The organism is Hyphomicrobium sp. 01T421 (assembly GCF_056398805.1).
The window spans coordinates 2,182,915-2,208,340 of the sequence record NZ_JBFTQC010000001.1; the positions used below are offsets into that span (position 1 = coordinate 2,182,915).

A 25,426-nucleotide genomic window follows, 5' to 3' on the forward strand; every position below is an offset into this window, starting at 1 on the left:
GGTTCAGCTGTCACGAATGATACAGGCGAAGCGGGCGAGCTAGACCGGCTGCGTCGCCTGCTTCAGCCAGTTGCGCGCGGACGGATCGAGGCCGGGCGCGAGCGTCTCGAAGACATGCTTATGATAGGCGTTGAGCCAATCGCGCTCGCTCGTATCCAGCATTTTGGAATCGATCAGCCGGCGGTCGATGGGTGCGAGGGTCAGCGTTTCGAAAGCCATCATCTCGCGATCGCCGTCCTCGACGGGTTCGGGCAGCGTGACCAGGACGACATTCTCGATGCGAATGCCGTATTCGCCCACTTTGTAATAGCCGGGCTCGTTCGAGATGAGCATCCCGGCGTGAAGCGGCGCCATTCCCGCGCGCGATATGGACTGCGGGCCCTCGTGCACGGAAAGATAACTGCCGATACCGTGCCCTGTCCCGTGATCGAAATCGGCGCCGATCTGCCATAGCGCGCGGCGGGCGAAGGGATCGAGATCGATGCCGCGCGTGCCTTTCGGGAACATCGCAGTCGCGACGGCGATATGACCCTTCAGAACGGCCGTGAAATGGCGCTTCATATCTTCGCTCGGCTCGCCGATCGCGATCGTGCGCGTGATGTCGGTCGTGCCGTCGGGATATTGTCCGCCGCTGTCGATCAGGAAGAGTTCGCCCGGACGCATCCGGCGATTGGTATCTTCGGTGACGCGATAGTGGACGATGGCGCCGTTGGGGCCGGAGCCCGATATCGTCGGAAAACTCACGTCGCGCAGCATGTTCGTGTCGCGGCGAAATTCTTCGAGCTTCTGGACGGCCGTTATCTCGTCCAGCGTTCCATCCGCCGCCCAATCATCAAGCCACGCAAGAAAACGGACGACGGCGTGACCGTCGCGGATGTGCGCGGCGCGCGCGCCGATGACTTCCGCGTCGGTCTTGATCGCTTTCGGAACGATGCAAGGGTCTTGTCCGCGGGCGATCAGCTTCGATCCGAGCTGCGCTTCGAACCAATAGGCTGCCGTCTCGGTATCGAGACGCACGCGCTTGCCTTTCGCCTTGAGTTCTTTCAGGCGAGCGGCGAGCATCGCCGGGGAAAGAAGCTTGGCAACAGGTGCAACGGCGGCGCGGGCTTCGGGATCGAAGCGGCCGGGCTCAATGAACAGTTCGGCTTTGCCGCTCGCGGGCACGATTGCGAAGGCAAGCACGACGGGATTATGCGCGACATCGCTGCCGCGAATGTTGAACAGCCAGCAGATCGAATCCGGCAGCGTAAGTATGACGGCGCTTTGGCCCTCATCCTTGAGGCGGGTTTGCAGCTCAGCGATTTTGTCGGCGGGTGTTCTACCGGCGAAGGCGATCGGTTGCGCGATCACGGGGTTTTGCTGCGGCGCCGGGCGCGCTTGGCCCCAGATTACATCTATCGGATTTTTCGCCAGCGCTTTGAGCTTTACGCCCTTCGGGGCGAGCGCCTTTTGCAGCCGTTCAATCTCGCCGGCCGTGTGGTTCCACGGGTCGAAGCCGACGATCTGGGTTTTTCCCAAATGCCCTGTCAGCCATTCGGAGAGCTTGTTTCGTGGCAGCAGCGAAACTTCGAATACTTTTGTGTCGGTTTCGGTGCCGGCTTGGACCGTGTAGCGGCCGTCGATCATGAGGACGGCGGATCGCTTCGTGACGACGGCGATGCCGGCGGAGCCGGAAAATCCCGTCAGCCACTTCAGGCGCTCGGCGGATGCCGGCACATATTCGCCTTGATGCTTGTCGGCGCGCGGAACGAGAACGGCGTCGATCTTCGCTTGTGCCATCCACGAGCGAAGCGCCTTCACGCGTTCGGCGACGCGCTCGGGTTCGGATTGGGATTGAAATGTCTGCAGCATGGGTCAGTTTCTAAGCGGCAGATTTCAAGCGGGCAATGACGATTTCAACGCCGCTCGAGCGTCAGCGTGGACCAACCCGTCAGGCGGTCGTGCCGGGCGAGCGAGAAGCCGTGGGCACGATAGGTGGCGATGACCTCGGGGGCCTGGGGAATGAGAATGCCCGACAGCACCAACGTCCCGCCGGTTACAACGGTGCGGGAGATCGAGGGCGCGAGACGGATCAGGGGGCCTGCGAGGATATTGGCGATGAAGAGGTCGAACGGCGCGCGGGTCCGGACTTTGGGATGCGCTAAGCCATTTCCGACGACGAGGGCGATGCGGTTCGCGGCGCCGTTGAGCCGAACGTTCTCGGTCGCGACTTTTACCGATTGCGGGTCCATGTCGGCGGCGATGATTTCGGCGTGCGGCAAGGCTTTCGAGGCGGCGATTGCCAGCACGCCCGAGCCGCAGCCGAGATCGAAGACCCATTGAAACGAGCGCGAACGCGTCAGCCGGTCAATTGCGAGAAGGCATCCGAGCGTCGTCGCGTGATGCGCGGTGCCGAAGGCTTCACCGGCGTCGATCAGGATCGCGTTCGGGCCGCCGGCTATGCGCCCCTTGTCGTGACTACCGTGAATCGTGAAGCGCCCGGCGTGGACCGGCGGCAGAGCGGCTTGCGAAATCGCGACCCAGTTGAGGTCGGGGACGGTCTCGACGGTGAAAGGCGGTAACGTTCCTTGGACGAGCGGTCCGAGTTCGGCCGCGAGGTCGCGGTCGCCGGCTTCGACGTCGAAGTAGGCTTCGAGACGCCACCGGTCGAGGCCGTCTTCAAAGACGGTCAATGCGTCGGGCGGCGGCTCTATCAGGTCTTGAAGCGCGTTGCCGGTCTCATAGGCCAGGGATCGGTCGCCAAACTGCGCCGCGAATTTTTTGAATGCCATTGGATGTTTCAGTTCGAGGGGCGGCCCTCGAACTCGTAGCCTTCCGTGCTGACGGGATCGGGTAGGTGGTCAAGGAACAAGTCCCACTTGGCGTCGATATGCTTCGCCGCTTCTGCCGGGGGCAATGTGACGAAGCTGCCGTCCGGCTTTTCGACGACGATGCCGTCGCGGATCAAGCGATCGAGCGCGTCGTCGATCTCGAAATCGATTTTCACGCCGAAGGTTCGGGTCAGGTAATGCTCGATTGCAAGGTCGATGGACGGCAGATCGGCACGCGTCGACTTCTCCTTGGCGAGAACGCTATAGAGCAACATCTCTTCCTTCACATCCTCTTCGGCGCCGCGGGCCGCGATTTTCAGGATGACACCACGGTTGTCGGCCATGGTGTGGAAGTAGAGGTTCTGCGCCATGATGACCATGTAACGCTGCTTCTGGTTGAGGAAGCCCATGGCTTGCCGAAAGGCGACGCCGCCAATGCCGGCAAGCGCACCTATCGCCGCGATCGGATTGCTCATCAATAGAGCGACCTTGCCGGCCGCGCCGGCTGCGCCCATGCCGAGGCCGCCGCTGGCCGTTACGCCGAGGCGAAGCTTGTCCATCGGCCGAAAGCGGACTTCGGTGTTCGGGAAGATCATCTCGACGTCGGTGCGCGGAATGTTCTTGAAGAGCTTCAAGTAGATATTCTTCTCATTCATGCTCTTCGGGAAATGCGCGCGGCTGCGGGCGACGTATTTCTCGGCCGCCTCGCGGGAGAGCTTCATGTCTCGCATCGCTTCTTCGATGCACACTTCGGCCGGCTTCAACTTGAACATCAAGCAAAGACGCTGGAAGACCGGAACGTTGAATTCTTCCTTGCGCAAAAACTTGCGAAGGCGCCGCTTTTCATATTTCCGGTTCGTCGCGCCGCGATAATAGATCGCGATCCTCTCGAATGCTTTCATATCGACGAACAGATCGAGGCCGTAGTGGCTATCGCGAGTCAGAATGATGTCGATGTTGTTTGGATCGATGCGCTCATAGTTCGCCCGCTGCAGCAGACTTTCGACGCCCTCGAAAACGCGATGCTGCAATGATGCGCGGTCGTCTTCGGAAAAGCTGCGCGTCATCAGCAGGTCGCTATCGGGCGAGAATGCCTCGTAGGTCTGCTCGAGATCGAGCAGCAGCGCAAAGTATTGCTGCTGGCGCCAGTAATCGAGGTAGCGGAAAAAGCGCCGGGCATCGGCATCTTGTCCTGCCGGCCAGAGCCAAGGCTTCGTCAGACGGTCAAGCAGCGCAAAACGCGTTACCGGAATGAAGCGTTCGCGGCTACGCGTGTCGTCGGGCTGCAGGATATTGATCGGCCGCCTTTCGACGTCGTCGTGGAGTTCGGCGGGCTTGGCCTCGAGGTCCGCCAAGTCGGCGAGCCGGTGAAACAGGCCTTGCTTCCGGCGTAACCGGCCCTCTGCAAAGTCTGCCGATGACATGCGCTAACTCCCCGAACTTTTGTTTTTGATCCAGCTTCTTACGCAATGAAGTTCATAGCGAGTCGCTGAAGTTGATGTCGAGCGTCGCAACTCTTCATCGCGGAAAGATGACGAGCATTTCCCGGGGAGCGGTGCTCAATAGCCGCCCTCCGTTGGTTGACGATACACCACTAAGTTCCCTCGGGCCCTCGATTTTTCGGTTCATAACTTTCTTTTTCGCCATAGTAGAACCGATCTTTGGCTAGGATCATGCACAACTGGAATTAGAGGGGATTTCGTTTCAGGGGCGGACGTTATGGGGGCTTTGCGTTTTTTGGCCTCGGGCCTTGCGGTTTGCATGGTCCTTGGGAGCGGTGGCGTCGTCGCCGCCGAAGAACTCGTTCTACCTTATAGTTGTACGATGGACGGAGGCGTTCCTCGCCTCTCGCCCTCGGAAGAGAATACCTATCGCATCATCGGTCCTCGCGAGGACCTCGCTTTCCCGTCGTGCTCAGGTTCGGCCGCATGGACGTGCGAAACGATGATGATCTACAAATTTTCGATCAATTGCGGCGGCCAGCGTGTGGCCTGGTCCAGGGTCGCCGCGTCAGCTCGGGGTTTGGGCGTTCATTTGCCCGACCGACTCCCGCCCGGGTACGCTCCTGTCAGCAAGCTGAGGGGCCGTTTCGTATTCCCGGGATTTGCACAGACCACGATGCTACCGGTGGTCGCGTCGCAAACTCTTGCCGCCGATGCGGTCATCGAGCCAGCCGCTCTTCGCTCAGAACGGGGCTCTGAACGGGAGGCGGCGCCGACGCAATGGGTCACCGTCGTTGATCCGGAAGCTGCTCCCGCCGCCTCGCCCGGCTCGGGGAATGCGCTGAAAGTTGCGGGCGTAGTCTCCACACTGCTCGCCTCCTTGATGGGAGCCTGCCTGGTTTTCGTCCGCCGGCGGCAACTCGCGTCGTTCGAGTTTCTGCATTTTGCTCAAGGGGAAGGATCGCTGCCGGCCCGCGTATGGGCGTTTGTGGCGGCACCTTTCGTTTGGGGAGCGGCTGCTGTCCGCAAGAGCTATGAAAGCTACGAGGCCTCATCGGTCCGCGAGGGCGAGGACGGCGAATATGCCGATCCACTGGCTCAAGTGCATGTTCGATTACACGAAGCGGAGGCGCTCGTTGCGGGGCTTCCCGGCGATCTTTTGTTGCGGGATGTGCTCGCTTCGGAGATCGACAGCTTATACGACCGCACCGCGGAGTTGAGGCGCCGCGTCGGGCAAATCGGGCCCGAGAAGCTGCGATCTTCGGTTCGCGCGATCACGCGCGATCTCGAACGTATCACGCGCATCGCGCAAGGCGCCACGCCCGCGTCGCAGGACGAACGTGCCGCATCGCAGGAGCCCGATGCACCGTCGACGACTTTCGAGGCCTACAGGATTCTTGGGCTCAATGCCGATGCTCCGGATGCGGCGGTGAAGAAGATCGTGGATGCGTTGCGGATGTCCTGGCACCCGGACCATGCGCGTGACGAGGCCGATCGCCGCTATCGAGAACAGCGGATCAAGCAGATCAACGCTGCGTGGGATTTATTGAAAGTCAGAACGGCGGCGGCAGCTTGAGCCGGCATCTGAAAATAACAACGGCACCGCTGGAGAGCGATGCCGTTGCGAGTCCGAATGCGTTTTTTTCTCAATTTCAAGATGAGTAGCGATGGGCGACCGGAAGGTTTCGAATTTCCTCCTCGGTCAGCGGTGGTGTGTCAGTCAGCAGGTAGTTCCTGCGATTCGCCCGGCTCAAATCACGCTGCACACCAATCCGCCGCGACGGAACTTCCCCGTCCTGTCCGCGCACGACGCCTATCTTACCCCTTAATGGAAAGCGGTAAGTGCTCATTGGATAGCTCCTTTCAAGGACTCTACCCTCCCAAACAAACGTCCCTCGTTTCGGTTTCATGTCCCCGCAAATTTTCTTGTAGATCAGGGACTTGAACGCAAAACACGCCTGATCATCGCCGGCATGCCAGCGACGTAAACGACTGCTCTAGCTGATGAACCCCCACGCTCAACGAGCTGGGGATAACATGTTGTACAATTGCGGCAATACCAAGAAATTTCGCGGCGAGAATTAGACACCGCTCGAGCATTAGCCATCGCAGACATGTCACAAAAGGTCAACGAAACTCGCGACGACGCGCTTTATCTCGCCGTCGTCGAACTCGATCGTCAGCTTGTTACCATCGACGTTGGTTACGGTTCCGTCGCCGAATTTTTCGTGGCGAACGCGCGAACCGGTCTTGAACGAAGGTACGTTGGCGCTCGAGGCCGCAACCAGTTCGCCTTCGAGTGTCAGCGGTCCTCGCGATCTCTTTTTCTTGTCCTGCTTGCTGCCGCTGCTCCAGGACTGCTGGGCGCGCTGCCAGCCGGGCGTGTTGTAAGTCGATTTGAAGGGCTCGGATGAGCCCGGGCGATCGAATCGGCTTTGGCCGAAGCCGCCGCCATAACCGAACGGATCCGGCCTGCCGCCGAATGGCGTCTCGCTTTCGACAACCTCAACAGTCGCCACGGGAAGTTCGTCGACGAAGCGGGAAGGTAGCGCCGACTGATAAAGGCCGTGCGTCCGGCGGTTCTGAGCGAACGAAATCTTCGCAAGCCGTTTCGCGCGAGTGATGCCGACGTAGGCGAGCCGCCGCTCTTCCTCGAGCCCGGCCTTGCCGCTTTCGTCCATCGAGCGCTGATGGGGGAACAAACCTTCCTCCCAACCCGGCAGGAAGACGATGCCGAATTCCAATCCTTTGGCGCCGTGAAGCGTCATCAGGGAAACGCGGTCGCCGTCGTTGCCTTTGTCGGCGTCCATGACGAGGGAGACGTGCTCGAGGAAACCTTGTAGCGAGTCGAAGTCGTGCATGAAGCGCACGAGTTCCTTGAGGTTTTCGAGACGCGTCTGCGATTGCGGACTCTTGTCCGCCTGCCACATTGCGGTGTAACCGGACTCGTCGAGGATCTGTTCGGCGAGATCGGTATGGCGCATGTGTTCCAAGTTGGCGCGCCAGCGTTCGAATGACTGTGTCAGATCGAACAGCGATTTTCGCGCGCGAGGCGTCAGCTCATCCGTTTCGACGATCTCTCGCGCTGCTTGATAGAGAGGAATGACGCGGGCGCGCGCCAGTTCGTGGACGCGCTTCACCGTCGTGTCGCCGAGGGCCCGCTTCGGCACGTTGACGATGCGCTCGAATTTGAGATCGTTCGCGGGATTGGCGACGACATCAAGGTAGGCAATCGCGTCCTTGATTTCCTGGCGCTCGTAGAAGCGCGGGCCGCCGATGACGCGGTAGGGAAGGCCGAGCGTGATGAAGCGGTCTTCGATGGCGCGCATCTGCGAGGATGCCCGCACCAGAACGGCCATATCGTTCAGCTTTTCGTTCTTTCGCTGCAATCTCTCGATTGCTTCGCCTATGGCACGGGCTTCGGCCTCGTCGTCCCAGAAATTTGCGACGGTGACTTTTGATCCGGCTGCGCCGTCCGTGAATAGGGTCTTTCCGAGCCTGCCGTCGTTCTTGGCGATGAGCCCGGAAGCGGCGGCGAGGATGTTTGCCGTCGAGCGATAGTTGCGCTCAAGGCGGATGACCTTGGCGCCGGGGAAATCCTTTTCGAAGCGGAGGATGTTGTCGACCTCGGCGCCTCGCCAGCCGTAAATCGACTGATCGTCGTCGCCGACGCAGCAGATGTTCGGCGATCCCTTGGCCAGGAACCGCAGCCACAGATATTGGGCGACGTTGGTGTCCTGGTATTCGTCGACGAGGATGTAGCGGAAGCGGCGATGATAATCGGCGAGAACGTCGGGGTGATCGCGGAAGAGCCGGATACATTCGAGCAGCAGATCGCCGAAATCGCAGGCGTTCAGGTCCTTCAGCCGCGCCTGATAGGCCGCGTACAGGAGGGCGCCCTTGCCGGCGGCGAAATTGTAGGCTTCGCCTTCGGGAACTTTATCCGGGGTGAGGCCGCGATTTTTCCAGTCGTCGATCTGGTTTGCGAGCTGACGTGCGGGCCAGCGGTCTTTGTCGACGCCGTTGGCTTCGAGGACCTGCTTCAGCAGGCGCACTTGATCGTCGTCGTCGAGAATCGTGAAGCCGGGTTTCAGGCCGACGAGCTCGACATGGCGGCGCAGGATTTTGACGCCGATGGAATGGAACGTGCCGAGCCACTGCATGCCTTCGAGTGTGCCGCCGATCAGCGTGCCGATCCGCTCGCGCATTTCGCGGGCGGCTTTGTTCGTGAACGTCACGGCGAGAATTTGTGACGGGTAGGCGCGGCCGGTCGCCAGGATATGGGCGATGCGCGTCGTCAGTACCCGTGTTTTTCCGGTGCCGGCGCCAGCGAGCACCAGCAGTGGTCCTTCCGTCGTTTCGACGGCGTCGCGCTGTTCGGGATTTAGGCCATCGAGATACGTCGGCTGGCCGCGAGCCGCCGCGACAGCACGCGCCGAAATCGACGGGCTGATCTTGTCGTCGTGGCGCGGAACTTTGGGCGCCTCGGGGAGATCGAAGGGCGGATCATCGTCGTGCGGCAAATCTCCGCTGCCGGCGGCGTTCGGCTTCTGAATTGAGGTCATCGAACTCAGGTAAACCACCGGGGCTGATCGTACAACCGGCGCGGCGCGGCGCCGCGGCATCGCCAACAGCGTTCCAGCAGCGATCCACAACTATTCAAGTGTTTGGAAAGCCGAACATTTTGGGGCAAACGAAGTGCATGGGTTTCCGGCATCGCGAGGCCTTTGCCGCGACGGCGTGCGGGCGCTTTTGTCCGTTCCCGCTCCAATCAGATCTCGTCTGTCCGGGAATCGCGAATTCGAATTCCGGAATTGCTGTTTCTGAGTATCGGATTCTGAGTATCGGAAAGGGTGCGTTCTGGAATTTGCGTCAGCCGAATTCGGCGGGGGCCGGCATTCCGGATCCACGTTTGAGGTCTTCGCGTTCTCGATGCAGCAATCGTGCGAGTTGTGTCGACTGCCCAAAACGACAGCTTATCGCTCCGTGGTTCTCGTGAGCCACTCAGTGTATCCGCCGGAATTTCTAACGCATTTACAAGACATGTAAGCTTATGATCTAAGAACGCGAATTCGATTTGTCGAAACACTGCTGCGCGCTTGTTGGAATTGAGCCAAATTTCGGGTTCAGAGTGAACTTCCGCCGTGCAATACAGGTGTACAAGGCAGGACGTTATTTCGATGTCCGCCTGTGTGCGTTGCGTTTCGGGCGCGGCTCAAAGAGACGTTCATGAACAACGGGCTATTATACTTTAGCGGCCTCCTCGTCGTTGTTCTTGCGGCGCTTTTCGCCGTCCCGAATTTCGTCGACTGGAACGGTTACCGCGGCGTCTTCGAGGAAGAAGCATCAAAGGTGCTCGGCCGTGACGTTCGCGTCGGCGGCTCGGTCAACTTGAAGCTCCTTCCGGTTCCCTACGTTCGCTTCGAAAAGGTTCGTATCGCCAACTTGACCGGTCAGACGGGTGAGCCATTCGTCCGTGCCGAGAGCTTTACGATGTGGCTATCGGGTCCGGCTCTCCTTCGCGGTGTTCTGGAAGCCAGCCAGATCGAGCTCGACAAGCCGGTTCTGACGCTCGCCGTCGACGACACCGGTGGCGGGAACTGGACCAATATCGAGCTAAAGTCCGGCGATATGCCGTTCGTGCCGCGTGACGTTGCGCTCAGGTCGGTGCGGCTCACCGAGGGTGCTGTTGCCATCTACAATGCGGCGGCGGAGCGCGTCGCCCTCCTCAATGGCATCGATGGCGAGCTGTCTGCCGATGGCCTCAAGGGTCCGTTTCGGTTCAAGGGCTCGGTGTCCTGGGCCGGGTCTGCCCATGATGTGAAATTCGCGACCGATATTCCGGCCGCAGACGGGGCATTCGCGCTCAAGGTTTCCGCGCGGGGCGACAGCTCGCCGACCGTCTACATGCTGGACGGGCGGGTTTCCGATTTGAGCAACAAGCCGACATTCAAAGGCCGTTGGACGGGGAAGATCGCAATTCCCGGCAGCGAAACGACCACGCCGCCGGGTAAAGCTCCGCCGCTGCTCGATCTCGCATCGGACGTGACAGCCGATCCCCTTGGCGCAAAATTCGAGAAGCTCGCACTTTCGCTCGACGCCACCGCCGCTCCGCAAACGATCACGGGATCGGCCGTTGCGACTTGGACAGCAACGCCCCGGCTCGATATTTCGCTGCAATCGAAATGGCTCGACATCGACAGGCTTGCGGGCGCTGGGCAGGGAAGCGCGTCCTTCGAGAAGCTCAAGCAACTTACCGGCGGATTGATGCAATCCGTTTCGGGTGACAGCACAGCAACGGCGAAGATCAATCTCGAGCAGGTGAAGGTCGGCGGCGAAAACGCGGGCGGGCTGTCGATAGACGCGGTTCGGCAAGGCAATGTTACGCATCTCAAAACATTCAAGGTGAGCTTGCCCGGCGGATCGCGGCTCGATCTCGCGGGCGATCTCAAGAACAACGCGGGTAAGTTCAGCTTCGCCGGAAATGCGTTCGTCGGCGGAAGCAGTTTCGGCCGATTGAAATCGTGGGCCGAGAAATCCGGCGTTCCGATCGATTTCAATGCCGATGGCTCTTACTCGGCCGCGGGCAAGCTCGAAGTCGACGATACGCATTTCGCGCTGACGGACGCCTCGGGAGAGTTATCGGGGCGGGCGCTCGCAGGCGAACTCAAGATCCTGCGCGGAGACCGGCAGCAAACGGATCTGACGTTGCAGGCCGCCGATCTCGACACGCGCGAAGTTTTCCCGAAAATTGCCGCGGCCCTCGGCAGTGAATTCCGGCGGTCGCTCGGGCTTCAGAAATTGGAGGGTGCCGAAGATCCCCGCGCGGTGTTGCCGGGCGACGTGCGGCTGCGCCTGATCGCGAGCCGGCTGACGGATGGCGACACGACCTATCGGGATGTCGACGTCTCGTTCACGATCGAAAACCGGGACATCAAGCTGCCGGTCGCGAGACTCACCACGCAAAGCGGGCTTTCGATCGAACTCGAGGGACGTGTCGAGACGCGCGATAGCGGGCCAGCCGGCACGTTCGCATTCGATCTCACTGGCGCGACGCCCGAGGCGATGCATGACCTCGTCAGCAAAGCCGGGCTCGTGGCGGTGCTCGGCGAGGAGCGCTTCAAAGGCCTGAACGACGGCAAAATCGCCGGGCTGATCCGGCTTGGCCTCAGGGCGCCCGGGGCGACTGACGTGACGTTCGATGGAACGCTGAACGGGGCCCATCTCAACGGGACAGCGGAATTTGATGGCGGTCTCGCGGGCTGGCGCTCGCGGCCAAGCCGCATGCACACCGCGCTCGATGCGCCATCTTTATCGTCGCTCCTGAAGACGCTCGGACGCGCGCCGGTAAGCAATGAACAAGCGGCACAACCCGCTCGCGCGTCGATCGTCACTGCCGGGATCATCGGCTCGGACGCGAATGTGCGCGCCGACGTTTCGTCTTCCGATTTCAATATGAGCTTCAACGGGCACTCGCGGTGGCCCGACAATGCGAATTTGGCGCTTGGCGGAACGCTGGATTTCAAGGCGGCACAATTCGCCGATGCGCTGGCAGCTGCGGGCGTTTCGCTGCCGAGCGGCGCCGAAAACGTGGCAGCGCACGGTTCACTCGAGATCGGCCGCAATGGGAACGACTGGACGATTGCGACGCGTGGCTTCTCTCTCGGCACGTCGACGCTTGCGGGTAATGTAACCGTGAAGCCCGATGCGGACGCGATGCGGATCGACGGTAAGCTCGAGACAGATCGCGTCGCGTTTCAAAGCCTGCTTTCAGCAGTGACCGACGCTCGGCCAGCGCCGCCTGCTTCGGCCCCGGCCGATGCTGCCGACGATGCCGCTGCCGACGCGCAGCCGATATGGCCCGAGGGATTGTTCAATTTCGCGGCGCTGGGCAACACGAACGGGACGCTGAATGTTGCCTTCAAATCACTTGAACTGAGCGGTGGTCTCGCGGCGCACGATGGCCGGATGACACTCACGCTCGCTCCCGGGAAGCTGGTGTTGAGCGATCTCAATGCAGTGGCTGCGGGCGGACAGTTGAGCGGGAACGCCGGTCTCGAGAAGGTGTCGAACGGCGTCGCTTTCACTTCGACGCTGAAGCTCGATCAGGCGAAGCTGGCGACCATCAGCGCCGCCGGCAAAGGCGTGGCGACGATCGATCTTCATGCCGAAGCACGGGCGCAAAGCCCGGCTGGTCTTGTCGCGGTCATGACGGGCGGGGGCACGGCAAAGCTTGCGGACGTCGAAGTTCCCGGCCCCTCGACGTCGACGGTCGCGCAGCTCGTCGACGATGTGCTCGGCGGAAAATTGCAAAACGAGCAGCGTGCAATATCGGCGGGTTTTGCGGGTGCGCTCAATAGTTCGAAGATGACGCTCGGCAACCGCGAACTCGCGATGTCGATCTCCGATGGATCGATCAAGCTCGAGAAGTTCGTTCTCGACAGTGCCGACGGCCAGGCGGAGGGTAACGTCACGGCCGATCTCGCCACGCTCGGCATGAACGCAGCGTTTCAACTTACGTCCGTCGTCAGACCGTTGCCGCCGCCCGCAATTCCGCTTGCGAATTGGACGCCGCCGCAGCCAAAGGGGACGTTGCCGGCCGTCGTCGTGCTGTACGACGGGCAGCTCGACAATCTCGCGGGCGTAACCGTCAAGACGGACGTTGCCAGTCTTCAGCGCGAGCTCGTCGTCAGGCAGATGGAGCGCAACGTCGAAGAACTCGAACAATCGCGTCGCGTCGATGAAGAGCGTGTTCGCCTCGAGAAGGAACGCCGGAAGAAGCTCGCCGCCGATCGCGCGGCGGCGCTCGAAGCCGCGAAGAAAAAGCAAATGGAACGCCTGCCGCCGGTCATCCCAGAATCGGCCGGGACCGCGAACTCTTCGGCCCAGCCAGAGCAGCCGGATGTGCCGTCGGCGACGCCCGCTCCGCCGCAACCGCCAGCGGCACCCGGTCCTGGCGCTAATGGGCAGCCAAGCGCTCCATCCGATCGGCCGGCGGAGCCGCAAGATGCGGCGAAGCCTGCGGATGCGGGCGATGGCAATACTGTTTTGACGCCGAATATATCGATTGAGCCCATTGGGCCCGAAGGCGGGAGCGGTGGGGAACCCAACGCTGCGACGGGCGCGGTCGTGATCGATCCGGTAACGGGCTTGCCCGTTCCGAAGCCCGAGCCCGCGGTACGGCCCTCGACGGGGCGCTCGACCGGGGCCCAGAGGCAGCCACGGCGCACCTCTTCCGACGAAGTCATGAAGAGCTTAGGCGGCGGCTTCCAATAGGTGCCTCGTACTCAAAGCTCCGAGGCGACGCGCGTCGTCAGTTGTCGTCCATCTTGAGGGCGTTGATGAACGCCTCTTGAGGAATTTCGACCTTGCCGAATTCGCGCATCTTCTTCTTGCCGGCCTTCTGCTTGTCGAGCAGTTTTCTCTTACGTGAGATGTCGCCGCCGTAGCACTTGGCGAGCACGTCTTTCCGCAGAGCTTTGATCGTCTCGCGCGCAATGACCTTGGCGCCGATCGCGGCCTGAATCGGAATTTGGAAGAGATGAGGAGGAATGAGCTCCTTCAGCTTTTCGCACATCGAGCGGCCGCGGCTTTCGGCGCGCGCACGGTGCACGATGATCGAGAGCGCGTCGACGGGTTCGCTGTTGACGAGAATGGACAGTTTGACGAGGTCGCCTTCCTCGTAATTCTTGATGTGATAGTCGAACGACGCGTAGCCGCGCGAGACGCTCTTCAGGCGGTCGTAGAAGTCGAACACCACTTCATTGAGCGGCAGCTCGTAAACAACCATGGCGCGCGAGCCCGCGTAGGTGAGCTGTTTCTGACGGCCGCGGCGGTCCTGACATAGCTTCAAGACCGCACCGAGATAATCGTCGGGCACGAGGATGGTGGCTTCGATCCACGGTTCCTCGATGTGATCGATTTTGGAGACCTCCGGCATGTCAGCCGGATTGTGCATCTCGATGATCGTGCCGTCATTCATATGCAAATGATAGATGACGCTCGGCGCGGTCGTGATGAGATCGAGGTTGAACTCGCGCTCCAGACGCTCCGTGATGATCTCAAGATGCAATAGCCCGAGGAAGCCGCAGCGGAAGCCGAAGCCCAACGCCGCCGAGCTTTCCGTTTCGAACGAGAAGCTTGCGTCGTTCAGGCGAAGCCTGCCCATCGCCTCGCGCAGGTCTTCGAAGTCAGCGGCGTCGACGGGAAAGAGGCCGCAGAAGACGACCGGTTGCGCCGGTTTGAAACCGGGCAGGGCTTCATCGGTCGGATTTTTTTCGTCCGTGATCGTGTCGCCGACGCGGGTATCGGCAACCTCTTTGATGGCGGCAGTGAAGAAGCCGACCTCGCCGGGGCCGAGATGCTCGAGCATTTCCTGTTTCGGACGGAAAATGCCGACGCGTTCCACCTGATAGCTGCCGTCCGTCGCCATCAACTTGACGCGCTGGCCCTTCTTCAGGGTGCCGTCAATAACGCGGGCGAGCACGATGACGCCGAGGTAGGCGTCGTACCAGCTGTCGATGAGCATTGCCTTCAACGGCTTCTTCGGGTCGCCTTTCGGGGGCGGCAGCCGCTCGACGATCGCTTCGAGCACGGCTTCGACGTTGAGTCCGCTCTTGGCGGAGACCCCGATCGCGCCCGATGCGTCGATGCCGATCACGTCCTCGATCTGCTGTTTGACGCGATCCTCGTCGGCGGCCGGCAGGTCGATTTTGTTCAGAACGGGGAGGATTTCGAGGTTATTGTCGAGCGCTTGATAAACGTTCGCGAGAGTCTGGGCTTCGACCCCCTGGCTCGCGTCGACGACGAGGATCGCTCCTTCGCAGGCGGCGAGCGACCGCGAGACTTCGTAGGCGAAGTCGACGTGGCCGGGCGTGTCCATGAGGTTGAGCTGATAAAGCTCGCCGTTCTTCGCCCGGTAATCGAGCCGGACGGTCTGGGCCTTGATCGTGATGCCACGCTCGCGCTCGATGTCCATCGAGTCGAGGATCTGCTCCTTCATTTCACGATTTGAGACGTTGCCGCATAGCTGGATCAGCCGGTCGGAAAGCGTCGATTTGCCGTGATCGATGTGGGCGATGATCGAGAAATTTCGGATGTGTGAAATGGCTGTCATGGGCGGGGCTCATAGCACCCGGAACTGACCGGCAAAAGGGGCGTTAAGCCACTGAGGGGATTATCTGGGCTGCGCGATCGCCGCATCGTCGATATAAGTGGCGGGACGGGTGGCGGTGTGCGAGAAATCCCGTAGCGCACTTTGTGCTCCCCGGCGCCCTGGAGAACCGATATGGCGAATTCACCGTTCGAGGCGAACCCCGCTTTTACCAAGCTTGGGGACGACGCAAAAAAGGCCGTTAGTCAGGCGTTCGACGCCATGGCCAACTGGCGGGCGGAGCTTGCCGAACTCGGCGAGAAAAACAGCAATGCCGTCTTCGACAAGATGGCGGAAGCAGCCAAAGCTCTCGGCTGGCCGACGGATTTCGTCGAATTGAGCCGTAAACAGATGCAAAGCGCGTCTAAGCTGCAGCTGCAGGCCGTCGATCAGGTGATGGACGTCTGGGAGAAGCAGGTGAAGGCGCTCGGCAATGCCGGGCAGGCGCCGAGCTTCCCGACGTTCCCGAACTTCCCGAACGTACCTGGCTTCGGAGCCGGGTCCGGCTTCCCAGGGTTCTCGCCGACGAACGGCGGCGGTTTTCCCGATTTTGGCGGCGGCGCCGTCAATCCGATCCAGTTTTGGATGCAGGCCGCGGAGATGTGGCAGAAGGGTTGGCAGCAGGCGATGTCCACATGGGTGGATACCCAGCAGCAGGCGATGGGTGGCAAGCCCCCGGGCGGTAAAGGCAACTCGCGCTAACGCGCTGAACTCGCCTCGCTTATTGCAAATTGTTCGAAGTTTCGAGGCGTCGATCCGTGTAGGGTCGGCGCCTTTTTCGTTCGCGTTATTTCGCATCGCCGCAACTTTTCGTGGTGTCGCCACCGTTGCGGCGGCGTCCCGCTGTGGCTATCGTCCGCCGCGTTAAATGTCGCACGCGGAGCGATGAGTTTCCGCACAAAAACAAAAAACAAATGCTGCGTGGAGGATTGCTCCGCGCGAGAACGGGGAACGCTCTATGACGATGTCGAGCCCGGCTTCAGCTCCGGCTGCTACAAGCACATTTGGACGCGATTTTCTCGCGTCGATCGTCGTATTTCTGGTGGCCCTGCCATTGTGCATGGGTATCTCGATTGCGTCGGGCTTACCTCCAACGACGGGCATCATCACTGGGATCGTCGGCGGCATCATCGTTGCGACGATCTCGGGTCAGCCGCTGCAAGTCAGCGGACCGGCCGCGGGTCTTACCGTTCTCGTCTATATGCTCGTCCAGGAGCATGGCGCCGCGATGCTCGGGACAATCGTGCTTTTCGCCGGGCTCATTCAAATGGTGGCGGGCTATATGAAGCTCGGCCAATGGTTTCGCGCCGTCTCGCCGGCCGTCATTCACGGGATGCTTGCCGGCATCGGTGTGCTGATCTTCGCCTCGCAGTTTCACGTCATGTTCGATGGCAAGCCGCTCGGCAGCGGGGTGCAGAACCTGATCGGAATTCCGGCGGCCGTCCTCGACGCGATACGCGGTGGCGACGCGCGTCAAACGGCCGGGCTCGTCGGGCTTCTGACGATCGTCACGATTGTCGGGTGGAGTACCTACTCGCCCAAATCCCTGAAGCTGGTGCCGGCGCCGCTCGTCGGCGTTATCGTTGCGGTGGTGGCAGCCAAGCTCCTCGGTTTGGAGGCCATCAAGTTCGTCGATGTTCCGAGCAACATCTGGGAGTGGTCGCTCCAGATGCATCCGACCGCTGACAAACTCTTCCGCATCACCGAGCCCGCGATCCTGATTGGGGCGATTTCGATCGCCTTTATCGCCAGCGCCGAGACGCTTCTCTGTGCGACGGCCGTCGATCAGATGCACACGGGGCCACGCACAAAATACGACAAGGAGCTTTTTGCGCAGGGTGTCGGCAACTCGATCTGCGGCGCGCTCGGCGTGTTGCCGATGACGGGCGTCATCATTCGATCGGGCGCGAACGTCGCGGCGGGAGCGCAAACGCGGTGGTCGGCCATTCTACATGGCGTTTGGCTTCTGCTTCTTGTCGCGTTCTTTCCCGCAGTTTTGAAGCTCATTCCGCTTTCCGCACTCGCAGCCGTTCTGGTCTATACGGGCTACAAGCTCGCCTATCCGAAGATTCTGCCGACGTTGCGATCCTATGGATGGGCTGAAGTCGCGATCTACGCGATCACAGTCATCACGATCGTACTCACGAACCTGCTGGATGGCGTGCTCATCGGGCTTGGACTGTCGCTCCTGAAGCTGGTTTACGCGTTCTCGCATCTCGAAATCACGCAACAGGATGGGCCGGACAATCGGGTCGATCTGCACCTCAAAGGTTCGGCGACACTCGTTCGATTGCCGATGCTTGCGTCCGCTCTCGAGGCGCTCAAGCCCGGTGCGAACGTTCACGTGCATATCGGAGATCTCGACTACATCGATCACGCGTGCATCGACCTGTTGTCGAACTGGGATCGCCAGCACGGGTTGAGCGGCGGCTCGCTTTCGATCGAGTGGGACGCGCTCAAGAACAAGTATGAGCAACGCAGCGGCAACGCGTACCAGCGGGCCGCCGCCAAAGGGAGTGCTGCCGGGGCCGCGGCGGCTGCCGCGAACCCCGCGTGAGCTGAGGTCCGCCGATCGGAGCGTGCCTTGCGCTTCCGGTGATATCAACAGGGGGCGGCGCGCGGAGAGCGTGCCGCTTGCCCTATGGTTCATTTGATCATAGATTAGAATTATTCTAATTCTATGATACTTGTGGGTCATGCGAAAGTTTGGCGATCTTGATCAGCGCGAAATCCTAGCGCTCGCGATCTCACTCGAGGAAGAGCACGGCCGCATCTATGCCGATTATGCGGCGGGCCTCAGCGCCGACTATCCGGCGTCGGCCAGAATTTTCTCCGAACTCGGAGAAGAGGAAAACGAGCACCGCCGCTGGCTGATCGATCTCTTCCGACGCAAGTTCGGCGACCACATTCCGCTCATCCGTCGCCAGGACGTGTCTGGTTTCGTCCGCCACGATCCCATCTGGATGGTCCGGCCGCTCGGCATCGAGAAGGTGCGCCGGCAGGCCGAGCAGATCGAAGCGGAGACGCGGAGTTTCTACCAGTCTGCATTGGCGCGTGCGTCGGACGCTGAAACCCGCAAGCTTCTCGGTGATCTGATCGCTGCGGAAAGCGAGCATATCGAAATCGCGCACGACGTTGCGGCCGTCGAGCTGACCGATAAAGCGAAAACGCATGAGGCCCAGGCCGCGCGCCGTTCCTTCGTGCTCCAGTACGTGCAGCCCGGACTGACGGGTCTGATCGACGGCTCGATCTCGACCCTCGCGCCAATTTTTGCGGCGGCCTTCGCAACGCATAACACCTGGCAGACATTTCTCGTCGGCATTGCTGCGTCGGTCGGCGCCGGCATATCGATGGCGTTTGCGGAAGCGCTATCCGACGACGGGGAGATCTCGGGGCGCGGCCATCCGTGGCTGCGCGGCTCGGTCACAGGGCTGATGACCGCACTCGGCGGCATCGGACATACGCTTCCTTATCTCATTTCCGACTTTTGGACTGCGACGACAATCGCTGTCAGCGTGGTGTTCATCGAGCTTTGGATCATTGCCGGAATACGCTCCCGGTTCAGCGATACGAAGTTCTGGAGAGCGGCTTCGGAAGTCGTCGTGGGCGGCCTGATCGTGTTTATGGTGGGCATCCTGATCGGCAGCGCGTAGACAGGACGCCGCGAAGGTCTCACTGAGGCCATAGTCTCTTGACGCTTTGCTCGCTGCTGGCAAAAGTGCCGGCGCCCATCAACGGCCGAAGGCATCTCATGCGCGCAGGTTTTCTCGTTTTCACGGTGGCATCCCTCATGCTCGCGGGTCTCTCCGCGGCTGCCAATGCGGAAAGCGCGCCGCCGCCGCCCGCGAACAAGCGCAATTGCCAGAACACGGTGCCGTTCAACACATGGCTCGCAGATTTCAAGCGCGAGGCGATCGCTGACGGCATTCGTCCGGAGATCATCGAGGAAACGATCGGCGGCATGACGCCTGATCAGGGGACGATCAGCCGCGACCGGAAGCAGGGCTTCTTCTCGCAGACGTTCATCGAATTCTACTTCAAGCTCGCCACTAAAAGCCGCGAGCAGATGGGCCGCACGTACCTTCAGCGCTATCGCGACATCTTCGACCGCGCCGAGAAGGAGTTCGGTATTCCAGGCGCGGTTATCACCGGGTTCTGGGCACTCGAAAGCGACTTCGGCGCTGGAATGGGCAAGCTGCCCGTTCTGCACTCGCTCGTGACTTTGGCGTGGGATTGCCGTCGCGGCGATATGTTTCGCGAAGAGCTGAAAGCGGCGATGAAGATCGTCCAGCGCGGCGACCTTACTCCCGATCAGATGATCGGCTCGTGGGCGGGGGAACTCGGCCAGACGCAGTTCCTGCCGCGCCACTATCTCAACCTTGGTATCGATTACGACGGCGATGGGCGCGTCGATCTTATTCGCAGCAATGCCGACGTCATCGGATCGACGGCGAAATTCCTGTCGGAGATGGGCTGGCGTCGCGGCGAGCCGTGGATCGAGGAAGTGCGCCTCACGAAGGAACTGCCGTGGGATAAGGCCGATCTCGCGATTCAATTGCCGCGCTCGCAATGGGCGGCGTGGGGCGTTCAGGCTGTTGGCAGCAAGCAGCTTCCGGCTGATGATTTCAAGGCTTCGCTCCTGCTGCCGATGGGCCGCAACGGCCCGGCGTTTCTCGCCTACCAGAACTTCCACGTTTACACGGATTGGAACCAGTCGCTGACCTACGCGATGACGGCGGCGCATCTCGCTGCGCGCATGGCGGGCGCACCGAACCTCAAACGCGAGAGCGGCAACGTGGTTTCGCTGAGCTACGAGCAGCTGAAAGAGCTGCAAAGCCTTTTGAAGCGTCGCGGTTTAGATGTGGGCGAGATCGACGGCAAGCTCGGCGCCGGCACGCGCAAGGCCGTCAAGGAAATGCAGATGAAGTTCGGTCTGCCGGCCGACAGCTATCCGACGGCGGAGCTGCTGACGGCGCTGCGCGGCCGCAGCTAGAGCTCGTTCGCTGTAAATGCATTACGCCGGCTGCTCGTTGAGCCGCCGGCGTAATTGTATTCCGTCACTGCAACTCGTGCGGCTTTGCGAACCTAGTGCAGCTTGACCTGCGGCTCAGTGCGGCGGGTGAGCGTGCGCGAGAGCGTGTCGAGCGCGACCTTGATATATCCGTGCAGCGCGACTTCGTGCATCTTATAGAGCGACCGATACATCATCTTGGCGAACCAGCCTTCGATGCGCAGCGACTTACCTTCGATGAAGCCCATCAGGTTGCCGACGGTCGAATATTTGCCGAGTGAAACCAGCGAGCCGAAGTCGCGATATTTGAACGGCGTCAGTTCCTTCGCGCCATTCATGCGGCGCTGGATCTGTTTGACGAGATGGCTCGCTTCCTGGTGAGCCGCCTGAGCGCGCGGAGGGATCGGCACCGTTTCACCGTCGGGCAGCAAATAGGCGGCATCACCGATGACGAAGATGTTGTCGTCGCGCGTCGTCTGCAAGGTTGGCTTGACGACGAGCGTATTCATACGGCTGACTTCGAGACCATCGAGCTTCGATAAGACATTCGGGCCTTTGACGCCGGCGGCCCAAACGACGAGCTCCGACGGAATGAACTCGCCGTTGGCGAGCGTTACGCCTTCCGCGGTGACTTTCGTGACCGGACTGCCGACGCGGATATCGACGCCCATTCCGCGCAGAATGTCGGCGGTTGCTTGCGATAGACGCTCGGGAAGAGCGGGCAGGATGCGGGGCGCTGCTTCGATCAGCGTGATCTTGAAGTCTTTCTCCGGATCGAGCTTGTCGAGCCCGAATTCGATCAGGCCGCGAGCTGCATGGTGCAGCTCTGCCGAAAGCTCCGAGCCCGTTGCGCCGGCTCCGATGATCGCGACGTGGAGCTGGCCGTCCCTCACGGGGCCGGGCTGCGCGTAGGCGCGAACGCAGGCGTTCAACAGGCGCCTGTTGAAGCGCTCCGCCTGCTCTGGCGTGTCGAGCATGATCGCATGCTCCAACACGCCCGGCGTTCCGAAATCATGCGATACGCTGCCGATGGCGATGACGAGCGTGTCGTAGGGAAACCAACGGTCCGGCGTGATCTCGCGGCCGTCCTCGTCGTAGGTGGCGCCGAGGTGCACGCGCTTGTTGGCGCGGTCGAGCCCGATCATTTCGCCGTAGCGATAACGAAATCCGTGCCAGTGGCCCTGGGCCTGATAGGACAGTTCGTGGCGGCCGGTATCCATGCTGCCCGCCGCGATCTCGTGCAGGAGCGGCTTCCAGATGTGCGTGCGCGCACGGTCGACGAGCGTAATTTCCGCCTTGCCGGACCGGCCGAGCTTTCTGCCGAGCTGTGTCGCGAGTTCCAGTCCGCCCGCGCCGCCTCCGACGATGACGATACGATAGGGCTGTTTTTCGGTGACGCCTTTGTCTGGCGATGTAGCGGGAGCCTGCAAATTCATATTGGCCTCATGCGCAAAGTCATGACGGCGGCATTATTAGGAACGCAATTCGCCGCCGGTCGCCTTCTTAACATCCGTTACTATTTTTTTGGTTATCGTTTCGATCGCCTGATCGGTCAGCGTTTCCGTCGCAGGCTGGATCGTTATTTCTATGGCGATGGATTTCTTGCCTTCGGCCGCGAGACTGCCGCCTTCGAAAACGTCGAACACGCTGACGGAACGGATCAGAGCCTTGTCGGCGTTTGCCGCGGCTTTTACCACATCTCCGGCGGCAACGTCTTTCGGCACGATGAAAGCTAGGTCGCGCGTCACGGGCAATAGATCGGATGCCGCAAGCGGCGGTTTGGCACGCGACTTCTTCTTCTCCGGCGGCAGAGCGTCGAGGAAGATCTCGAAAGCGGAAACGGGGGCTTCAACGTCGAGCGCCTTGAGCGTCGCCGGGTGAATTTCGCCGAAATAGGCGAGCACGGTCTTCGGGCCGAGCTTGAGTGCGGCTGAACGGCCCGGATGATACCAAGCCGGGGCATCGCGCGTGATCTGCGCTTTCGAAGGGTCGAGCCCGAGCGCGGAAAGTGCTGCAAAGACATCGGCTTTAACGTCGAAAACGCCGACCGGATTGGCGTTGCCATCCCAGTGCCGCCCCGCGCCCGTCAGGCGTGCCGTTCCGGCGCGTACACCGGCAGCGCTCGCATATTGATCTTCCGGCCGCTCGCCGCGGTAGGCTTGGCCGAGTTCGAAAAGCGCGACATCCGCAATGCCGCGATTGCGGTTGCGCGTCACTGCCGTCAACAGGCCAGGAAGCAATCCCGGACGCATCGACGACATTTCGACAGAGATGGGGTTGCCAAGATCGAGAGCCGGCGCGCCGCCGCCGAAATGGACGGCTTGCTCCTTCGGAATGAAGCTCCACGTGACGGCCTCGACGAAGCCGCGGGCGGCAAGCAAGCGGCGGCCGCGACGGGCACGCTTCTGCTTCTCCGTCAGGACGGCGCGGGCAATTCCGTCAGCGCGGGGCAGGGGCGTCGCCGGGATGCGATCGAGACCAGCAATGCGGACGACCTCTTCGACGAGGTCGGCAGCGCCGTGGACGTCAGGGCGCCACGTCGGAACGGTGACCTTCGCGGCGTTCGGCTTGCCATCGATGGTGAAGCCTAGCGCTTTCAGCGTATCCGAGATCTCGTCGTTCGAGAGTTTCACGCCCGAGAGCTTTTCGATGCGCGCGAAATCGAAGGAAATGACGCGGTTTTCGATCGGCTCTTTGCCCGCGATCTTGGCCTTCGTCGGCTCACCACCGCACAATTTCAGGATCATGTCTGTCGCGAGATCGAGGCCTGGACGGACGGAGGCTGGATCGACGCCGCGCTCGAAACGATAACGGGCGTCCGTTTGCAGCCCGACCTTCCGGCCCGTTGCTGCCGTACGAAGCGGATCGAAATAGGCGCTCTCGATGAAAACGTCGGTCGTCGTCTCGGTCGAGCCCGAGGCTTCGCCGCCCATGATACCGCCGAGGCCGAGCGGGCCTGAGTCATCGGCGATGACGCACATGGTGTCGTCGACGGCGTGCTCTTTGTCATCGAGCCCGAGGAATTTCTCGCCTGCTTTGCCGAGGCGCGCGCGAATGGCGCCCTTCAGCTTGGCCGCATCATAGACGTGCAGGGGGCGTCCGCGATCGAGCGAGATATAATTCGTAACGTCAACGAGCGCATTGATCGGGCGAAGGCCAGCCGCTTTCAGCCGCGCCTGCATCCATGCGGGCGACGGTCCGTTCTTGACGCCTTTGACCAAGCGTCCGGCGAATACCGGGCAGGCGTTAGCGGTCTCCTTGGTGAAATCCAGCTTGATGTCGATCGGGCATTCGGCCTTGCCTTCGACCGCGCCGAGCTTCGGCTCAGGCTTCAGCTTGCCCATGCCTGCCGCCGCGAGATCGCGCGCGATGCCGCGCACGCCGGTGCAGTCGGGCCGGTTCGGCGTCAGTTTGACTTCGATGACGGGATCGTTGAGGCCGACAATATCGATATAGCGGGCGCCGACGTTATCGGCCCATTCCGCCGGCAGATCGAGAATGCCGTCGCTTTCCTCGGAGAGTTCGAGTTCGGCAGCGGAGCACATCATGCCGTTCGAGACGACGCCGCGAACGGGCTTTTTCTCGAGCGTGATTTTCGAGCCTGGAATGTATGTTCCGAGCGGCGCGAAGACCGCTACCATTCCGGCGCGCGCGTTCGGTGCGCCGCAGACGACTTCCATCAGCGGCTCGCCCTTGGCGACCTCGACCTGGACGATCTGCAACTTGTCTGCGTTCGGATGTTTTTTTGCTTCGACGATGCGCGCGATCTTGAAGGCGCCGAGCGACTTCGCCGGGTCTTCGATGCCTTCGACCTCGAGACCGATCGCGGACAGCGTGGTCGCGATCTCGTCGACGGATTTCTCCGTGTCGAGGTGATCCTTCAGCCAAGAGAACGTGAATTTCATTGTTCGCGCCTTTAGGTCGACAGCCCGCCGCCGAGGGTCGGCACGTCGAGCATCGAAAATCCGTAGTGGCTCAGCCACTTCAAATCGCCGGAGAAGAACGAGCGCAGATCGGGAATGCCGTATTTCAGCATCGTCAGCCGGTCGAGGCCGACGCCGAACGCGAAGCCTTGATACTTCTCTGGATCGAGACCGCAGTTACGAAGCACGTTCGGGTGCACCATTCCGCAGCCCAGAATTTCGAGCCATTGACCGGGCTTGCCGATCGCTTCGGCGCCGATGTCCACTTCCATCGAGGGCTCGGTGAAGGGGAAGTGCGACGCGCGGAAGCGCATCTTCACTTCATCGACCTCGAAGAAGGCTTTGCAGAATTCCTGGAGCACCCATTTCAGGTGACCCATGTGGGTCGACTCGTCGATGACGAGGCCTTCGACCTGATGGAACATCGGTGTGTGCGTCTGATCGCTGTCCATGCGGTAGACGCGGCCCGGCGCGATGATGCGGATCGGCGGCTTCTGCGAGACCATCGTGCGGATCTGCACGGGGCTCGTGTGCGTGCGGAGCAGCAGTCGCGAGCCGTCGGCCTTCGGCGATAAATAGAACGTGTCGTGATCCTGGCGCGCGGGATGCTCGGCCGGGATGTTGAGCTTGTCGAAGTTCATCTCGTCGGTCTCGATGTCCGGACCTTCGGCGACGGAGAAGCCCATATCGGCGAAGATCTCTATGACTTCGTCGAGGACCTGGCTGACGGGATGAATGCGGCCTTCCGCAACGGGACCAAGGCGAACCGGCAGCGTGACGTCGGCGCGCTCGGTCTTGAGGCGTTCGTCGAGCGCCGCCGTTTCGAGCACAGCTTTCCGGGCGTCGAGCGCGTCGGATACTTTCGACTTCAGCGTATTGACCGTTTGGCCGAAGCTCTTGCGCTCTTCGGGCGGCAACGACCCGAGCTTGCTCATCAGCTCCGATACGCGGCCCTTCTTGCCGAGAGCCGAGACGCGGACGGCATCGAGAGATGCCAGATCACCGGCGGCGGCAATCTCGGCGAGAATCTCGCGTTCCAGCGTGGTGATGTCTTCGCTCATGGGGCGCTTTCGACAATTGGCTGGTCG

14 protein-coding genes are annotated in these 25,426 nt (G+C 61.2%); 6 read left to right on the plus strand and 8 right to left on the minus strand.

The genetic code is table 11. From position 1 onward, the window contains the following. Positions 1 to 39 precede the first annotated feature (39 nt). From AC1DK3_RS10025 to AC1DK3_RS10035, 3 genes are read right to left on the minus strand one after another with little or no spacing between them, the layout of a single operon-like run. Complete coding sequence (locus AC1DK3_RS10025; protein ID WP_477192065.1) at positions 40 to 1,851, minus strand: aminopeptidase P family protein; 1,812 nt, start codon at positions 1,849 to 1,851, stop codon at positions 40 to 42. Between the two features lie 44 nt (positions 1,852 to 1,895). Beyond that, positions 1,896 to 2,771, minus strand: a complete 876-nt coding sequence (locus tag AC1DK3_RS10030; RefSeq protein ID WP_477192066.1) for a 50S ribosomal protein L11 methyltransferase — start codon at positions 2,769 to 2,771, stop codon at positions 1,896 to 1,898. Between the two features lie 8 nt (positions 2,772 to 2,779). Further along, positions 2,780 to 4,234 (minus strand): TMEM143 family protein, encoded by a 1,455-nt coding sequence (locus tag AC1DK3_RS10035; protein ID WP_477192067.1) that lies wholly within the window; start codon positions 4,232 to 4,234, stop codon positions 2,780 to 2,782. 337 nt (positions 4,235 to 4,571) lie between these two features. Between AC1DK3_RS10035 and AC1DK3_RS10040 the strand changes: the two genes are divergently transcribed. Continuing rightward, positions 4,572 to 5,828, plus strand: coding sequence for a J domain-containing protein (locus AC1DK3_RS10040; protein WP_477192068.1), 1,257 nt, complete (start codon positions 4,572 to 4,574; stop codon positions 5,826 to 5,828). A gap of 541 nt (positions 5,829 to 6,369) precedes the next feature. On the opposite strand, the gene AC1DK3_RS10045 is transcribed toward AC1DK3_RS10040, so the two are convergent. Beyond that, a complete protein-coding gene (locus AC1DK3_RS10045) occupies positions 6,370 to 8,817 on the minus strand; it encodes an ATP-dependent helicase (protein ID WP_477192069.1) in 2,448 nt (815 codons plus the stop codon). A 664-nt stretch (positions 8,818 to 9,481) separates the two neighbouring features. Between AC1DK3_RS10045 and AC1DK3_RS10050 the strand changes: the two genes are divergently transcribed. Then, positions 9,482 to 13,528: an AsmA family protein gene (locus AC1DK3_RS10050; protein ID WP_477192070.1), complete on the plus strand. Its 4,047-nt coding sequence runs from the start codon at positions 9,482 to 9,484 to the stop codon at positions 13,526 to 13,528. A 37-nt stretch (positions 13,529 to 13,565) separates the two neighbouring features. Here AC1DK3_RS10050 and lepA read toward each other — a convergent pair whose 3' ends face one another. After that, positions 13,566 to 15,368 carry a translation elongation factor 4 gene (lepA, locus tag AC1DK3_RS10055; RefSeq protein ID WP_477192071.1) on the minus strand — a complete coding sequence of 601 codons (1,803 nt, stop codon included), beginning with the start codon at positions 15,366 to 15,368 and terminating at the stop codon, positions 13,566 to 13,568. 171 nt (positions 15,369 to 15,539) lie between these two features. Between lepA and AC1DK3_RS10060 the strand changes: the two genes are divergently transcribed. The 4 genes from AC1DK3_RS10060 (at position 15,540) to AC1DK3_RS10075 (ending at position 20,397) form a co-directional block, all read left to right on the plus strand. Further along, positions 15,540 to 16,106: a hypothetical protein gene (locus AC1DK3_RS10060; protein ID WP_477192072.1), complete on the plus strand. Its 567-nt coding sequence runs from the start codon at positions 15,540 to 15,542 to the stop codon at positions 16,104 to 16,106. A gap of 256 nt (positions 16,107 to 16,362) precedes the next feature. Next, positions 16,363 to 17,961, plus strand: coding sequence for a SulP family inorganic anion transporter (locus tag AC1DK3_RS10065; RefSeq protein WP_477192073.1), 1,599 nt, complete (start codon positions 16,363 to 16,365; stop codon positions 17,959 to 17,961). 139 nt (positions 17,962 to 18,100) lie between these two features. Next, positions 18,101 to 19,057, plus strand: coding sequence for an iron exporter MbfA (mbfA, locus tag AC1DK3_RS10070; RefSeq protein ID WP_477192074.1), 957 nt, complete (start codon positions 18,101 to 18,103; stop codon positions 19,055 to 19,057). A gap of 98 nt (positions 19,058 to 19,155) precedes the next feature. Beyond that, positions 19,156 to 20,397: a lytic murein transglycosylase gene (locus AC1DK3_RS10075; protein WP_477192075.1), complete on the plus strand. Its 1,242-nt coding sequence runs from the start codon at positions 19,156 to 19,158 to the stop codon at positions 20,395 to 20,397. A 92-nt stretch (positions 20,398 to 20,489) separates the two neighbouring features. On the opposite strand, the gene AC1DK3_RS10080 is transcribed toward AC1DK3_RS10075, so the two are convergent. Genes AC1DK3_RS10080 through pheS form a run of 3 tightly spaced genes read right to left on the minus strand, consistent with a single transcriptional unit; the run spans position 20,490 to position 25,399 of the window. Then, complete coding sequence (locus tag AC1DK3_RS10080; RefSeq protein WP_477192076.1) at positions 20,490 to 21,851, minus strand: NAD(P)/FAD-dependent oxidoreductase; 1,362 nt, start codon at positions 21,849 to 21,851, stop codon at positions 20,490 to 20,492. 36 nt (positions 21,852 to 21,887) lie between these two features. Continuing rightward, positions 21,888 to 24,320 (minus strand): phenylalanine--tRNA ligase subunit beta, encoded by a 2,433-nt coding sequence (pheT, locus tag AC1DK3_RS10085; RefSeq protein ID WP_477192077.1) that lies wholly within the window; start codon positions 24,318 to 24,320, stop codon positions 21,888 to 21,890. An 11-nt stretch (positions 24,321 to 24,331) separates the two neighbouring features. After that, positions 24,332 to 25,399 (minus strand): phenylalanine--tRNA ligase subunit alpha, encoded by a 1,068-nt coding sequence (pheS, locus tag AC1DK3_RS10090; protein ID WP_477192078.1) that lies wholly within the window; start codon positions 25,397 to 25,399, stop codon positions 24,332 to 24,334. Positions 25,400 to 25,426: the final 27 nt, after the last annotated feature.

Bases quoted from the DNA above. Each gene is read 5' to 3' on its own strand.
- AC1DK3_RS10025 (WP_477192065.1), bottom strand. From the start codon at position 1,851: ATGCTGCAGACATTTCAATCCCAATCCGAACCCGAGCGCGTCGCCGAA.
- AC1DK3_RS10030 (WP_477192066.1), bottom strand. From the start codon at position 2,771: ATGGCATTCAAAAAATTCGCGGCGCAGTTTGGCGACCGATCCCTGGCC.
- AC1DK3_RS10035 (WP_477192067.1), bottom strand. From the start codon at position 4,234: ATGTCATCGGCAGACTTTGCAGAGGGCCGGTTACGCCGGAAGCAAGGC.
- AC1DK3_RS10040 (WP_477192068.1), top strand. From the start codon at position 4,572: ATGGTCCTTGGGAGCGGTGGCGTCGTCGCCGCCGAAGAACTCGTTCTA.
- AC1DK3_RS10045 (WP_477192069.1), bottom strand. From the start codon at position 8,817: ATGACCTCAATTCAGAAGCCGAACGCCGCCGGCAGCGGAGATTTGCCG.
- AC1DK3_RS10050 (WP_477192070.1), top strand. From the start codon at position 9,482: ATGAACAACGGGCTATTATACTTTAGCGGCCTCCTCGTCGTTGTTCTT.
- lepA (WP_477192071.1), bottom strand. From the start codon at position 15,368: ATGACAGCCATTTCACACATCCGAAATTTCTCGATCATCGCCCACATC.
- AC1DK3_RS10060 (WP_477192072.1), top strand. From the start codon at position 15,540: ATGGCGAATTCACCGTTCGAGGCGAACCCCGCTTTTACCAAGCTTGGG.
- AC1DK3_RS10065 (WP_477192073.1), top strand. From the start codon at position 16,363: ATGACGATGTCGAGCCCGGCTTCAGCTCCGGCTGCTACAAGCACATTT.
- mbfA (WP_477192074.1), top strand. From the start codon at position 18,101: ATGCGAAAGTTTGGCGATCTTGATCAGCGCGAAATCCTAGCGCTCGCG.
- AC1DK3_RS10075 (WP_477192075.1), top strand. From the start codon at position 19,156: ATGCGCGCAGGTTTTCTCGTTTTCACGGTGGCATCCCTCATGCTCGCG.
- AC1DK3_RS10080 (WP_477192076.1), bottom strand. From the start codon at position 21,851: ATGAATTTGCAGGCTCCCGCTACATCGCCAGACAAAGGCGTCACCGAA.
- pheT (WP_477192077.1), bottom strand. From the start codon at position 24,320: ATGAAATTCACGTTCTCTTGGCTGAAGGATCACCTCGACACGGAGAAA.
- pheS (WP_477192078.1), bottom strand. From the start codon at position 25,399: ATGAGCGAAGACATCACCACGCTGGAACGCGAGATTCTCGCCGAGATT.